The organism is uncultured Endozoicomonas sp. (assembly GCF_947495845.1).
GTDB lineage: Bacteria > Pseudomonadota > Gammaproteobacteria > Pseudomonadales > Endozoicomonadaceae > Endozoicomonas.
Window position 1 is genome coordinate 38,597 of record NZ_CANMAO010000011.1, and the last position, 12,771, is coordinate 51,367.

Sequence of the window (12,771 nt, forward strand, 5' to 3'; positions counted from 1 at the left end):
AGATAGCTTTTCCATAAACGATAAGGAGAGACACCATGAGTCACACTTATAAACTCACCGAGCTGGTCGGCAGCTCCACCGTCAGCAGTGACGATGCTATTCAAAACGCTATTGCTGCCGCTGGCATGAGTGTTGAACATATGGGCTGGTTTGAAGTAGTAGAAACCCGTGGCCATATTGAAGATGGAAAGATTGCCCATTGGCAGGTAACGGTGAAGATTGGTTTTCGCATGAAAGGCCGTGATCAATAAGTCGTCTTGTTAATTATTGCCTTCTGCAACACTTTCTCGGATACAATAGGGGGCATTATTTTTTAAAACCCTCAGGAGAGTTTTGCACTATGCCTTCATTTGACATCGTCTCTGAAGTGGATATGCATGAATTGACCAACGCGGTTGATCAGGCCAATCGTGAATTGACCACTCGTTTTGATTTTCGTGGTGTTGATGCCAGCTATGAAAAAAGCGGTGAAAAGACCATCGTTATGACCACCGATGCGGACTTTCAGCTGGCTCAGATGGTCGAAATGCTGAAAACCAAAATGGTGAAACGAGGCATTGATGTTAAATGTCTTGAAGTAAAGGATCACTACGGTTCTGGTAAACAGGTTAAGCAGGACGTTGAAGTGCGTCAGGGGCTGGATAAAGATCTGGCCAAGAAAATTGTCAAACTGATTAAAGATGAAAAGCTGAAAGTTCAGGCCGCCATTCAAGGTGAGCAGGTGCGGGTAACCGGTAAGAAGCGGGATGACCTGCAAACTGTGATTGCTTTCCTGCGGGAACAAGATCTGGATATGGCGTTGCAGTTTAATAACTTCAGAGATTGAGGCTTCAGCGCGACATGTAGGTCGGTAATCCCATTGGGATTGCCGACGCTTATTTATCATTGTAAAACCTACGCAATAAATCAAAAAAGCTTTCGGAGAAAACGGAATGGGGCTGTCAGCCAATACATCGAAGAGCTGGGGCGACGCCTGTCGGAGCTTTTTAAACCCGAAAGTCATCGCGCTTCTTTTTCTCGGCTTTTCTGCCGGTCTTCCTATTCTATTGATTTTCAGCAGCCTTTCTCTCTGGCTTCGCGAAGCGGGAGTAGAGCGCAGTGCTGTGACCTTTTTCAGCTGGGCAGCGCTGGGCTATTCGTTCAAATTTGTCTGGGCGCCGTTGGTTGATCGCATTCCACTCCCGGTTTTAAACCATTGGTTAGGTCGTCGTCGTTCATGGTTACTCGTATCTCAGCTGGCCATCGTTGGAGCTTTGCTGTTTATGGCAGCTAATAACCCGGTGGATGGCCTTTTCTGGGTGGCAGCCGGTGCTGTGATGTTGGGGTTTTCTTCGGCAACACAGGATATTGTGATTGATGCCTACCGGATTGAAGCGGCGGACGACGAGCTTCAGGCAATGATGTCATCTGCCTATATTGCCGGATACCGTATTGGCATGATTGTGGCGGGTGCCGGTGCTTTGGCATTGGCGAGTTGGTTTACAGTCACGGATGGTGTTTACGACTACCAGGCCTGGGCATGGGCTTATCGCTGTATGGCGGGCTTTATGTTGGTTGGCCTTATTACGACCTTAGTGATTGATGAGCCAGTCAACAATGAGCGCGCTGCGGAGTCCCATCGCAGTGTGGTGGATTATTTGCGCTTCCTCTTGTTGTTTATCATCTCTGCGGCTGCCTTTGTCACTGCGTTCACTCAGCTTGCAAGCCCTCTGAACAGTTTGAGAGAAATCTTCATTGAACAGGATATCGCCTCGTCGCTGGCAGGATTTGCGACGGGCTCATTACGGTTATTATCCAGCGTATTTATGGCTGGGCTGACAGCCTGGTTTCTTACCAGAATGCAATTAGCGCCAAAAGCCATGGTGCGGGAAACCTATATAGCCCCTTTTGCTGACTTCTTTGAACGTTATGGCAAGGTGGCTTTCTATATACTGCTGTTGGTGGGCACCTACCGGATTGCCGATGTGGTGATGGGTACCATCGCCAATGTTTTCTACGACGATATGGGCTACACAAAAGCGCAGATTGCCACCATCACCAAAACCTTCGGTCTGGTTATGACCATTGCTGGTGGTTTCCTTGGCGGCGTGATGGCGGTTCGCTATGGTGTGCTGAGAATTCTCTGGGTAAGTGCATTGCTGGCGGCGTTATCAAACCTGCTGTTTGCTGTGTTAGCCAACCTTGAGCCATCAAGCCTTTCTCTCAGCCTTGTGATTGCTGCAGATAACCTCAGTGGTGGCATGTCTGGAGCCGCGTTTATTGCGTTTCTCTCGGGCCTTACCAGCCGGGCATTCACCGCCATGCAGTATGCCATTTTCAGCTCACTGATGACGCTGATGCCAAAACTGCTGGCAGGCTATTCCGGCACCTTTGTCGATGCGGTGGATTATCCGATGTTCTTTATCGGTTCAGCGATGCTTGGTTTGCCTGTACTTTGGCTGGTGTCGTACGTTGGGCGGCTGATGGAATCAGTGGAGCCCAAGAATTAATGGGTTCCATTGGCAGGTTTTTCTGAGGCATTCATCACTTCAGTGATTAGTTTCTGTTGCCAATACTCACGACTGCCGTCGTCGGGGAGTTTGTTCAACGTATCCCTGAAAATCATAATCATGGCCTGAAGGATACTTTCTTCGGAGTAATTCAGGTTTTCAAGTTGGCGGATGATCTCAACTGCCAGAGCAATGTCTTCCGGAGCGCCTTCCATGTTAATCCTCTCCATGCCATCGATAGGCTTTCAGGTTAACCTTTCCGGATAAAAACGTCACACCTTCCTTTTCCAGTCGGGTTTTCTGTTCGTTATAGCGGCTGCTACCCTCTGGAAAAGAAATCTCGCCTTTGCCATTGATGACTCGGTGCCATGGCAGGTCACTGCCAGCAGGCAGTTGTTTCAGAATATTGCCCACAACCCGGGCATAACCACGAGCGCCAGCCATATCCGCCAACTGACCATAAGTGACCACATGGCCTTCAGGGATTCGGCTTAGTAGGTACCAGATCTCTGTGGGAGTGAATGGGGTAGTCAACGTGAAATCTCCAATACAGATACAACGTGTTCAGTTGGAGCTTAACGCAGTAGAAAATAATTTACACGGGCGTAAATAATACCCGTGAGAAATTATGCTTGAAGGGGGCAATTCATCAATTGAGGTGTATTCTAATGTTTAAAATCTGGAAAATGCGTTCTTAAATATCCTAAGAGCTGCTTGTTTTCCTGCACATTCAACTCAGCAATGTGAAATGCTTCAGGATTAATACGCATCATCTTTACAATGGATTCAGCGCTACCACGTAACTTATAATCTGCAGTTTTATAAGCTTCCGAGTTTATTTTCATCATTTTCAGTACGAATGACTCATCATTGCGTAGATTGTAGTGAGCAATTTCATAAGCCTCTGGATGCTCATACATGAGCGACAGTATGAATGTGCCGTCATTTGTTAAAGGATAGCTAGCCTTCTTGTAAGCGGTAGGGTGTTCAGCCAGTAGTGAACGAATAAAATCTGAATTTGCACATAATTCACGGCCAGAAATTTGATAAGCTTCAGGATCTATTTCCATCATAGAGCGGATGAATGCTTCATTGTTACGCAGTTCGTCACCCGCTTTTTTATAGGCCTCAGGCCGTTTTTTTATTAGTTGCCTGATAAAGTTTTCATCGTTACATATATCGCCGTTTGCAAGTTTATATGCGTCTGGATTAATGTCCATTAGTTGTAAAATAAACGATTTATCATCACAGAGTGGGTAATTTGTCAGATGATACGCATCAGGGTTAGCTCTTGTCATGTTAATGATAAAGTCTTTATCTTGCATTAATTCTGTACTGCATATTCTATAGGTATCTGGAACAAGTTTGATCAGTTTTAATAAAAATGTTTTGTTGTTTCTTAGCTTATTCCCACAAATTATGTAGGCATCAGGGTTTATGGTTATTAGCGCAAAGATTATATCTTCATCATCTCTGAGCTCATCGCCAAGAATATAATAGAGTTCAGGATGTTGGTTAATGATGCTTAATATGATGCTTTTGTTATTACGTATCTTGTCTCCAATGTAACAGGAATTAGAGGTGTCTATTTCAATTGCTGTCCGGACTATATCTGGATTGTTTCTGCATTTTTCACCAGCAGACTTTAAGATTTGAAAATAGCCACGATAGTTTTTCATTGCAGTCATAACCACATCTTGATCATCCTTTAGCTTATCACTGACACCTTCGATGTTCTGAGCTTTACCCTCAACTGCCAGAAGGGCAATATTTTTATTATTTCTTAGCTCTTTGCTAATATAATGAAAAGCCCAAGGGTGATTTTTTATTGCAATCGTAGCAATCTCTTTATCGTTTTGTAGTTCTTTACTGGCATATTCAAGTGAACCACCATGGAAGCTAACAGCCGCCATGACAATCTCTTTATCGTTTTGTAGTTCTTTACTGGCATATTTAAGTGAATCACCATGGGAGCTAACAGCCGCTATGACAATCTCTTTATCGTTTTGTAGCTCTTTGCTGGCATATTTAAGGTCATATCCATAGGAGGTTACTGCTGACAAATTAAATTGGAAATCACCTTTATCATCTTCACTAGCATAATACAGACAAGTTATGGGTTCTTTAACAATATCTTTAGCAATCGCATGCAAGGTATCTTTGGGAAGGTGTCTGACGAAATTTGCACTCAATAGTATGCTAGCCAAGCATACCTCCTTTTTTATCAATTCTGCTTCTTCGGAGTTGATTGAGTTTAAATGTTTTTTGAATATGGTTAAGAAAGATTCTTGATGGTGTGTTTCAGGTTCAAGTTGAAAAGGAAAGTCTTGAAATATTTTCAAGATAATTCGGTCTTTTTTGGGGAGCTTTTTGGATAAGTTAATTCTTTCGTTTTCGTCGATGTGCTTGCTTTTTGCGCAATGGTAAAGGCCTATGTTGAATAGACTGTCTTCTATATGTGTGGTTTCTATTTTTTTGATATTTTTTATGTTTCTGATTAAATCTTCTTTTTTCCATTCAAGAAAATGTGATAAATTAAATGTGTCGTGTAATTTCTCAAGTATTGGGATTGAAGAGATTGTTTCTATAAAGCTGCTTATTATTTCATTGTGTGATCTAAAATTGTTGCATTCAATTTCCAATTTTTCAGAGACGGGGTTGAATTCTACAATCAATTCACTGGAGTTTTTATCAATATTCAGTTTTTTTAGTAGATAGGCAAAAAACCATAAGCGTTTTGATCTGGCATCCGGGCCTGGTATATATGAAAGATCTTCTGCTATTGATAAACGTAACTGTCTACCTTTAGTCCCTTCTGCCTTCTCATAAACTCCTATTGTTGATAAATGAGTACCATTTTGTGAAGTAATGATACAGGCTCCGGGAAGCTGGGTAACAGTGCTATCAATGTATTTGAAGCTTTTGGCAATAATGGCTCTGCATTCGTCATTTAAAAACTGACTGTCCTCAGCGTTTGAAAATCTGATCCATTTTGTTCTGTTTGTTTTTTGAATGGTTCCAAGGCCTGAATTGATGGCAACAGGCTGCAGTGCAGACACAAATCGTTTATGAAGAAAGAGAATCATCTCATGGGCAGTCTTTACATCTTCAGGTGTAGCAGGGTTATGTTGACGCTGTATGACTTTTTTCAGTTCTGAGCAGTTCTTCAGCCAGTCTTTGAAATTGACTGGCTGGTTTGGAATCTCGTGAGCGTCTGTTAACCCCTCTGATAGTTTATGAACCAGCTCTGAACAGGTTTTTCTGATAGTGACCATTGATGCTTTCAGTAACTCCAGCTCATTATTGTACTCCCTTAGTTGAGCATTTTCCTTATCTCCAGCTAACTGTAGAAAAGCTTCATAGCCTTGAAGAAACAGTTCAACCTCGTAATAGAAATGATTCACTTCTTCTTTTAACTGATTCAGGATATGAGATCGTTCAGGGCACATGCTGAGCGCTTTACTTTGTTCCGGGCCAAGTACCGACTGAAACAGTCGACCAGGCTCGAAGTAAGCGAGTAGCTTATCATTCTGTTGATTTAACCAATGGAATCCCTGATCTGGTTGTTTGAAGGTGACTGTGGATTTTATGTAAGACTTTGACTGACTCAAGGCTGCAGCATAGTCTGGAACCAAAGACGTTCTATTTGCTTTCCAGACTTCGGTTTGATCACCCGGTAGTAGATAAGCCCCTTTTTCTTTATTAAAGAGGCCGGCAACTAATGTCAGGTCAGACCCATCCGGTACCTTAAACTGATCTCCGGCTAGCAGGCAGGGGATGCCTGCCTGTCTTAGCGTAATGGCAACGTGGTCGTTGGTTCCGCCATCTTTTAAAATGAAACCACCCACACGTTTGAGTACGTCTGGTTCGATCATCCATTCGGCTGCACATTCGGCATGAATGATGGCACTTTTCGGAATGGATAGCGGGTCAATTTTCTCGCTCAATAATACACCTGGACCACTGCAACAGCCCTCACTGACCAGTATGCCATCAATATGCGAAGGTGGAGGTGGGGCAGCATTAAAGCAGCTACCTCCTGCCAGACGTGTTACGGGGCGAACCTGAACGATGTGCAGTTTTCTCTGCATATCAGCGGCAAACTCAACATCGACCGGGCAGCACAGCATATTTTCGAGGGTTTCAATATGTTTTTGTATTTCCTGAAGGAGTGCTGGCGGTAGCTTTTCTTTGTCTTTGTCAGTATTGGTGTTGATCACCGGATCTTCTGAACAGCCTTGCTCTGTCCGGTTAAGCACGAAATACTGGGGGATGTTACCTTCAATCCACTGTGCGTTATCAGTCTGACCGCTTCGGGAAAGTTTATATTGATGGGGAGTAACGCCAAACTTGCCATCAACAACCCCTTTGGGCTGCCCGAGAGTGTATTCCAATTGAATGGTATCATCCTGTAACGATGAATGACTGATAATGGCGCCACCAAAACTGCACTTTATGCAGGACTGAATCACCATGGCCATGGGCTGAGGAACGTCCTCTGGAAGGCAGGCTTCAGGGCGATAACCAGAAGCCATAACCCTGAGGCAGGTTTTTAAAATATCGCCTTTCAGATGAACGTGAGAATCGTATTTACCGGCCTGGGCATCACCGTAGCCATCTTCTTTGATACCGGAACTTCTGACAATAAACGCAGTATCAGGTTGCGACTCTTGTAGTTGTGAAAAGAGGTTTCTGATTTCCTGGCTGCCCGGCAAAGCGGATACTTCATTGTAGAACTCTTCACTGCTGATACATTCTCCTAATTGGGTAATCAGCTCACTGCGTTTCTTTCTTGGAAGCAAGAGAATGGTTTCTTTGATGTCACTAATGCTGATTGGCTGGCTGCTCATTAGCAGGTGACCTGAAAAGAAGATACTTAATAAATGAGTGCTTAATGGATGGTGTTCAATGGCAGAAAATAACTGTTGATTAATCGCTTTGAATGGAGGCACGGGAAGCCCCGCTTGTTGCATTATTGTAAGAAACCAGCCTTTGCCGCCAAGATTTTCTCTGCATAGGGTTTCGCTTTGAGGCGGACTTATCAGGAAATTTTGTGTTGATGGAAATTGAGTTTCAGGTAGCTTTACCCCTACTTTTTCCGGTTTAGTAAAAAGGGGATCACTGGTGTTTGTAATAACGTTGGTTAATCGCTTGCCAAGATCCTTTTTTTTTGATGCTGAAAGTGCATCAGCCATTACATTATGTATAAGCTTTTCTGCAAATCTGGCTGCATTAGAATTTTTTCGGTCATTGTGGCTTTCTTCTGTCGAGATGGGCTCTGCTGTCCGGGCGTTATATTTTGCAACTGGCGCTTTTGCAGAGTTCAAAACATGTTCAGGCTTTTCTGATAAAGTATTTGTAGTTAACTGAAGTGTTTTTTGAAATATCTGACCCGTAATATTGTCCATGTCATTTCCTTAAATTTCTTATGATATTAAGTTATTGGGCTGGATGCGGTTAAATATTCTTAATATCAATAAGTTACTCTTGATTTTTTATTCGGTTTTTCTGGATTATACGTCTGTTCAGCTACAGCTAATTTTTAAGACAATATTAAGACAATAGCTTTATTATTTAGTTCCAACTGGCCTTGTTCTGCTCCACAAGCAGGCTGGCAGATGTTTTTTTGCTAAGTAGTTGGCCATTTGGAATCGAATATTTTTGGCTTATTGACCAGGTTCTCTGCAAGGCGCAACGACGGGAGCATAGCGAGCTATGTGACCAGAGTTGCAATGCAGTCAGAGAGCCTGATCAATGAGTCAGAAAATATGACTTCAGGTGGTTAACTACTTATGAGGCGACATGGTATGAGGTGTAGAAGTCGCTTGATTTTCAGACTTTTGTGGTTAGCTCTGATGGTTGTAAGCAGTGCAAAAGCCGACACGGTATGGATGAACAATGGTGATGTGCTCTCCGGCGAAATTACAAAGCTGGAGGCCGGAAAGCTCAGCCTGAAAACCAAGTATGTAGGCACCGTTTTGCTTGACTTAAAATACGTCACTTCGATGGGTGCTGATCGACAATTATGGGTGAGTTTGATCGGTGAAAAACAGGCTAGCCTTCGAAGCTTGAAAGGTTTGACGCCGGGAGTGATCGTTATCGATGGTGATGGTCGTGAACGATCCTTTTCCAGTGTGTGGCCAGTAGCGGGTATTCATGTCGCAAAACCGGCACTGGCGGATAGCTGGCAGTTGAAAGGCAATCTGGTTGCGTCATTAGACAGTAAGTCCGGCAATGATGAGAAATCCCTGGTGGGTGTCGAAGGGCAGGTTCATATTGATGATCAGTGGAATAAGAATGCCGTCTACTGGGATTTAGATCTGGAAAACGACGAAGGTGTGAAAAGCTCAGAATGGAAACTTGGCTACTCATACAGTCGCTATCTGACCGAACACTGGTTTGTTCAGGGTGCGGCTGAGCAGGAGTACGATTCTGAAGAAGATTTACAAACCCGAACGTCTCTTGGTGGCACGCTGGGTTATCGGTTTTGGGAAACGTCCCAGAAAACACTGAGAACCAGTGGTGGTATCAGCCGCCTCTGGGAAGATTATCAGTCCTCTCCTTCCCAGAAAGACTATGCCTTGACCTGGGGGTTTAACTATCGCACGCCGTTGTTTCGACGCTGGGATTACTTTGCGAATAGCCGAACCTTTTTTCGCTTGAATCAGTCCACGGTACTGGTCAATGTCACTCAGGGGATTAAGGTGGGCTTAACAGAGCATATCACCTGGAATCTGACGCATATGTTGGATTACGACAGTGATCCGGCTGAAGAATCAAAAAAGGTAGATAACCGGGTGAAGATGGGCGTGGGCTACCAGTGGTAAGGACCGGTGCGCTTCATATTGGTGCAGATGGGTAAACGACCACGTCGTATCATAAACGGGCGGCTTTTGAGGAGGTAGCGACGGAAAGGGAAGTCGTCCATATCGTTATCAAGGGAAAAGTCGGTCAGATCTGGTGATAGGTCAGGTGAAAGATCCGGTGAAAACAGCGGTGTATTATCGTTTTTCTCTGCCTGAAAAGTGCGCATGGTGTTTTCCAGCCAATTTGCAGCTCGATAGAGCAGGGAGTTTCGGCTAAGGGTATCCGGGTCTTGGTTGTCCAGAGAGTAAATCAGGGTTTTTCTGACTTTCATTACCTTCATCACGCCTGTTAATAAACACATAATTTATTAACGGCACTGTAAGGTATTGATTAAGAAGAACCCGATGACTTGCGCTCTCGCAGACGCTCGCGCATGGGTTTGTAGTTTGCCAGCTCAAAGCGATACCAGCCAATTTGCGGGTCTGGTTCAGCGCCCATCAAATGGCAATAGAATCGAAGGAGTTTTTGGGAGGAAAGGGCGCTGTCTTTTAAAGCAGGAAGTGCATTTGGCTTGCCTCGCATGAATTTGATTTCAGGGATGTCGTAGATCAGTCGCTCAGAAAACCAAATGAACGGTTCAAAACTGTTTTTCAGACCTTTGGCGGAATCATCCAGACGACGGTATATCACCATGATGATCGTATCGCCTTCTACTCGGTAGACAATTTCAAACCCGTTATATTCAAAACTGGCGCCCAGAAGAAGCGAGGTGCTGCCCATATAATAGGCGGATACTTCGTACCCAAAATCCCGTAAGAACCGAGTGACTGGATCGTCTTCAGGATAGGGTTTCTTCTCTCTGGGTTCCGTTTTTTTCATTCACTAACCAGCACTTTGAGCGGTGACAGCCATCGGTGAGTAAGCTTTTTTATCTCTTTGAGAAGTAGGGCACTGTTGGTTGCCATGGGAACAAAAGACACAACAGTCGCCCTGTTGAGGGGTGATCAGTTTTTGGCAATTTCTGCACTCATAAAGATAGACACAGGCATCCTGAGGCATGGTTTCGATCGCATGATGCATGCAGTCAGGGCAGGTGATGATGGATGTTGAAGGTGAATTGTTTGTACTCATTTACAGTCTCCTGGTGCTTCCTTGCACCGTTCATTTTCTTTTCATGTTGGGCATAGGAAAGAGTTATCGGCCTCCTTACGGAATCTTTATTGCATGAATTAAGCCAGTGTGAATAAAAGATTAAAGAAGTTGTGTGACAGTTTACTGACAGCATAAAAAAACCGGACGTTAAAGTCCGGTTTTTAGGTTTTGCAGAACGGGTATAAATTAATCGTTTTCAGCCTGAATTGCTGTCAGAGCGATGGTGTAAACAATGTCGTCAACCAGCGCGCCGCGGGAAAGGTCGTTTACAGGCTTGTTCAGACCCTGCAGCATTGGACCAACACTGATCACGTCGGCACTGCGCTGGACCGCTTTGTAAGTAGTGTTGCCAGTGTTCAGATCCGGGAAGATAAACACAGTGGCTCGGCCGGCAACCGTACTGCCTGGCGCTTTGCTCAGAGCTACGGATTCGACAGAAGCGGCGTCGTACTGCAGAGGTCCGTCGATCACCAAGTCAGGACGTTTAGCTCTAACAATCTCAGTGGCTTCACGAACTCTTTCTACATCGGCGCCAATACCGGAAGAACCTGTGCTGTAGCTGATCATGGCAACACGCGGCTCGATACCAAAGGCAACGGCAGAATCAGCACTCTGAATGGCAATATTAGCCAGCTGTTCAGCATCCGGATTTGGGTTTACGGCGCAATCACCGTATACCAGAACCTGATCAGGCAGCAGCATGAAGAAGATGGACGACACAAGGCCGCCAGCTTCTGGCTTGGTTTTAACCAGCTGGAATGCAGGGCGGATGGTGTTGGCGGTGGTATGAACGGCGCCAGATACAAGTCCATCGACTTCTTTCATAGCCAACATCATGGTGCCGAGCACCACAGTGTCTTCCAGCTGAGCTTCTGCCATGGGGGCAGTCAGGCCTTTGCCTTTACGCAGTTCAACCATCGGCTCAACATAACGACCACGAACACTTTCTGGCTCCATGATCACCAAACCGTCTGGCAGCGTGATGCCATTGTCTTTCGCAACCTGTTCGATCACGGTGCGTTGTCCCAACAGAATGCACTGGGCAATACCACGCTCCTGACAGATCACAGCCGCCTGAATAGTCCGTGGTTCGTCACCTTCCGGCAGCACAATACGCTTGTTGGCTTTCTGTGCTCGTCTTACTAACTGATAGCGGAATGCTGGTGGAGACAGGCGACGCTCGGCCAGAGAAGAACACTGCTGCTTAAACCACTTGGTGTTCAGATTGGCTGCAATCGTGTCCATGACGGTTTCAACACGAGCGGTGTCGTCAATGGGCAGTTCGTCATGGCGACGATCCAGCAATGTCGCTGTTTTGTAGGAATCACTTTCAGTGATCATCACTGGCAGGCCTGTGTTGATGGCTTTGCTGCACAGTTCCATGATCGCATCAGAAGGACGAATACCACTGGTCAGCAACAGGCCCGCCAACGGCACACCATTCAGAGCGGCCATGCAGGTGGCAAGAATAATGTCATCACGATCACCCGGAGTAATCAGCAGATTGCCCGGCTTCAAGTGGTGAATCATGTTGGTCGGTGTTCTGGCACTCAGCGTGTAGGACGTCACACGACGGGTTTCAATTTCACCGGCGTGCATCACTTCTGCTTTTAAGTGCTGGGCGATATCCAGCGTTCTTGGGGATGCCAGATTAGTATCGAAAGGAATGTAACCAAGGGGCTGGAAAGACTTGCGGGCAAATTCTGGTAAGCTCTGGAAATGCCCTTCGGTATTCATGCGCTCAGCCACTTCAGGCGGAACTTTATTCAGAACATAACCAATGACATTAGGGTTTTTGATGCCACCAAAGCTATCAGCGGCAATTTCCAGTTTGTCGGCCAAATCGGCCATGGAATCGCTGCCAGGCTCGGACACCAGAATGATTTCAGCATTGATGGTTTTGGCGATATTGCTGTTCAGGCGGTTGGCGTATGGCATGTCACGGGTTGGCACCAGACCTTCCACCACCATAACGTCGCAATCTTCAGACGCTTGCTGGAACAGGGCAACGATTTCTTCCATCAGGACATCGCCCTTGTTGTCACCCAGCAGGTCTTCTGCTCGATGGGAAGAAATGGGTGTTGGTGGTTCGTGGTCCATGATGCGCTGAACCAGTTTGGTGGAGCGTTCCGGCCCGGTATCGCCAACATGGATTTGAGCGATTGGCTTAAAGAATTTGACTCGCAGGCCCAGACTGTCGAGGGCACGAACCAGTCCTAGAGTAACGGAAGTCAGGCCAGCACCGTAGCGGGTGGGAGCCAGAAAAAATGTGCGCATTAGAAAATCCTTCTCATAAAAGAACAGGAGGTTAAAATAACCTCCT

General features: G+C 45.4%; 11 protein-coding genes. 4 read left to right on the top strand and 7 right to left on the bottom strand.

The features are described from left to right. Positions 1 to 35 precede the first annotated feature (35 nt). The 3 genes from Q1B11_RS09495 to Q1B11_RS09505 all read left to right on the top strand — a co-directional run bounded on the left by Q1B11_RS09495 (position 36) and on the right by Q1B11_RS09505 (position 2,489). Entirely contained in the window at positions 36 to 251 is a 216-nt protein-coding gene (locus Q1B11_RS09495; RefSeq protein WP_299731238.1) for a dodecin, read from the top strand. A gap of 89 nt (positions 252 to 340) precedes the next feature. Next, entirely contained in the window at positions 341 to 826 is a 486-nt protein-coding gene (locus Q1B11_RS09500) for a YajQ family cyclic di-GMP-binding protein (RefSeq protein ID WP_299731240.1), read from the top strand. A 106-nt stretch (positions 827 to 932) separates the two neighbouring features. Then, positions 933 to 2,489: an MFS transporter gene (locus Q1B11_RS09505; protein ID WP_299731243.1), complete on the top strand. Its 1,557-nt coding sequence runs from the start codon at positions 933 to 935 to the stop codon at positions 2,487 to 2,489. Here the strand turns inward: Q1B11_RS09505 and Q1B11_RS09510 are convergent. The 3 genes from Q1B11_RS09510 to Q1B11_RS09520 form a co-directional block, all read right to left on the bottom strand. Further along, a complete protein-coding gene (locus Q1B11_RS09510) occupies positions 2,486 to 2,704 on the bottom strand; it encodes a hypothetical protein (RefSeq protein ID WP_299731245.1) in 219 nt (72 codons plus the stop codon). The two genes, Q1B11_RS09505 and Q1B11_RS09510, sit on opposite strands and share 4 nt — an antisense overlap. A gap of 1 nt (position 2,705) precedes the next feature. Continuing rightward, on the bottom strand, positions 2,706 to 3,023 hold the full coding sequence (locus tag Q1B11_RS09515) for an MGMT family protein (RefSeq protein WP_299731248.1): 318 nt from the start codon (positions 3,021 to 3,023) through the stop codon (positions 2,706 to 2,708). Between the two features lie 131 nt (positions 3,024 to 3,154). Next, positions 3,155 to 7,897 carry a DUF4116 domain-containing protein gene (locus Q1B11_RS09520; RefSeq protein WP_299731251.1) on the bottom strand — a complete coding sequence of 1,581 codons (4,743 nt, stop codon included), beginning with the start codon at positions 7,895 to 7,897 and terminating at the stop codon, positions 3,155 to 3,157. A 447-nt stretch (positions 7,898 to 8,344) separates the two neighbouring features. Here Q1B11_RS09520 and Q1B11_RS09525 point away from each other — a divergent pair, with 447 nt between their 5' ends. Next, complete coding sequence (locus Q1B11_RS09525) at positions 8,345 to 9,316, top strand: DUF481 domain-containing protein (RefSeq protein WP_299731254.1); 972 nt, start codon at positions 8,345 to 8,347, stop codon at positions 9,314 to 9,316. Here Q1B11_RS09525 and Q1B11_RS09530 read toward each other — a convergent pair. The 4 genes from Q1B11_RS09530 to pta form a co-directional block, all read right to left on the bottom strand. After that, positions 9,304 to 9,627: a hypothetical protein gene (locus tag Q1B11_RS09530; protein WP_299731257.1), complete on the bottom strand. Its 324-nt coding sequence runs from the start codon at positions 9,625 to 9,627 to the stop codon at positions 9,304 to 9,306. The genes Q1B11_RS09525 and Q1B11_RS09530 overlap by 13 nt on opposite strands. Before the next feature lie 59 nt (positions 9,628 to 9,686). Continuing rightward, positions 9,687 to 10,175 (bottom strand): hypothetical protein, encoded by a 489-nt coding sequence (locus tag Q1B11_RS09535; RefSeq protein ID WP_299731260.1) that lies wholly within the window; start codon positions 10,173 to 10,175, stop codon positions 9,687 to 9,689. 3 nt (positions 10,176 to 10,178) lie between these two features. Next, entirely contained in the window at positions 10,179 to 10,427 is a 249-nt protein-coding gene (locus tag Q1B11_RS09540) for a GDCCVxC domain-containing (seleno)protein (RefSeq protein WP_299731263.1), read from the bottom strand. Between the two features lie 207 nt (positions 10,428 to 10,634). After that, the gene (pta, locus tag Q1B11_RS09545) at positions 10,635 to 12,725 is read right to left on the bottom strand and encodes a phosphate acetyltransferase (protein ID WP_299731266.1); all 2,091 of its coding nucleotides are present in this window, start codon (positions 12,723 to 12,725) and stop codon (positions 10,635 to 10,637) included. Between the last annotated feature and the right edge of the window lie 46 nt (positions 12,726 to 12,771).

What these genes read in the sequence shown, in the direction of transcription:
- Q1B11_RS09530 (WP_299731257.1), bottom strand. Translation starts at nt 9,627, where the DNA reads ATGAAAGTCAGAAAAACCCTGATTTACTCTCTGGACAACCAAGACCCG.
- Q1B11_RS09535 (WP_299731260.1), bottom strand. Translation starts at nt 10,175, where the DNA reads ATGAAAAAAACGGAACCCAGAGAGAAGAAACCCTATCCTGAAGACGAT.
- Q1B11_RS09520 (WP_299731251.1), bottom strand. Translation starts at nt 7,897, where the DNA reads ATGGACAATATTACGGGTCAGATATTTCAAAAAACACTTCAGTTAACT.
- Q1B11_RS09540 (WP_299731263.1), bottom strand. Translation starts at nt 10,427, where the DNA reads ATGAGTACAAACAATTCACCTTCAACATCCATCATCACCTGCCCTGAC.
- Q1B11_RS09495 (WP_299731238.1), top strand. Translation starts at nt 36, where the DNA reads ATGAGTCACACTTATAAACTCACCGAGCTGGTCGGCAGCTCCACCGTC.
- Q1B11_RS09510 (WP_299731245.1), bottom strand. Translation starts at nt 2,704, where the DNA reads ATGGAAGGCGCTCCGGAAGACATTGCTCTGGCAGTTGAGATCATCCGC.
- Q1B11_RS09500 (WP_299731240.1), top strand. Translation starts at nt 341, where the DNA reads ATGCCTTCATTTGACATCGTCTCTGAAGTGGATATGCATGAATTGACC.
- Q1B11_RS09505 (WP_299731243.1), top strand. Translation starts at nt 933, where the DNA reads ATGGGGCTGTCAGCCAATACATCGAAGAGCTGGGGCGACGCCTGTCGG.
- Q1B11_RS09525 (WP_299731254.1), top strand. Translation starts at nt 8,345, where the DNA reads ATGGTTGTAAGCAGTGCAAAAGCCGACACGGTATGGATGAACAATGGT.
- pta (WP_299731266.1), bottom strand. Translation starts at nt 12,725, where the DNA reads ATGCGCACATTTTTTCTGGCTCCCACCCGCTACGGTGCTGGCCTGACT.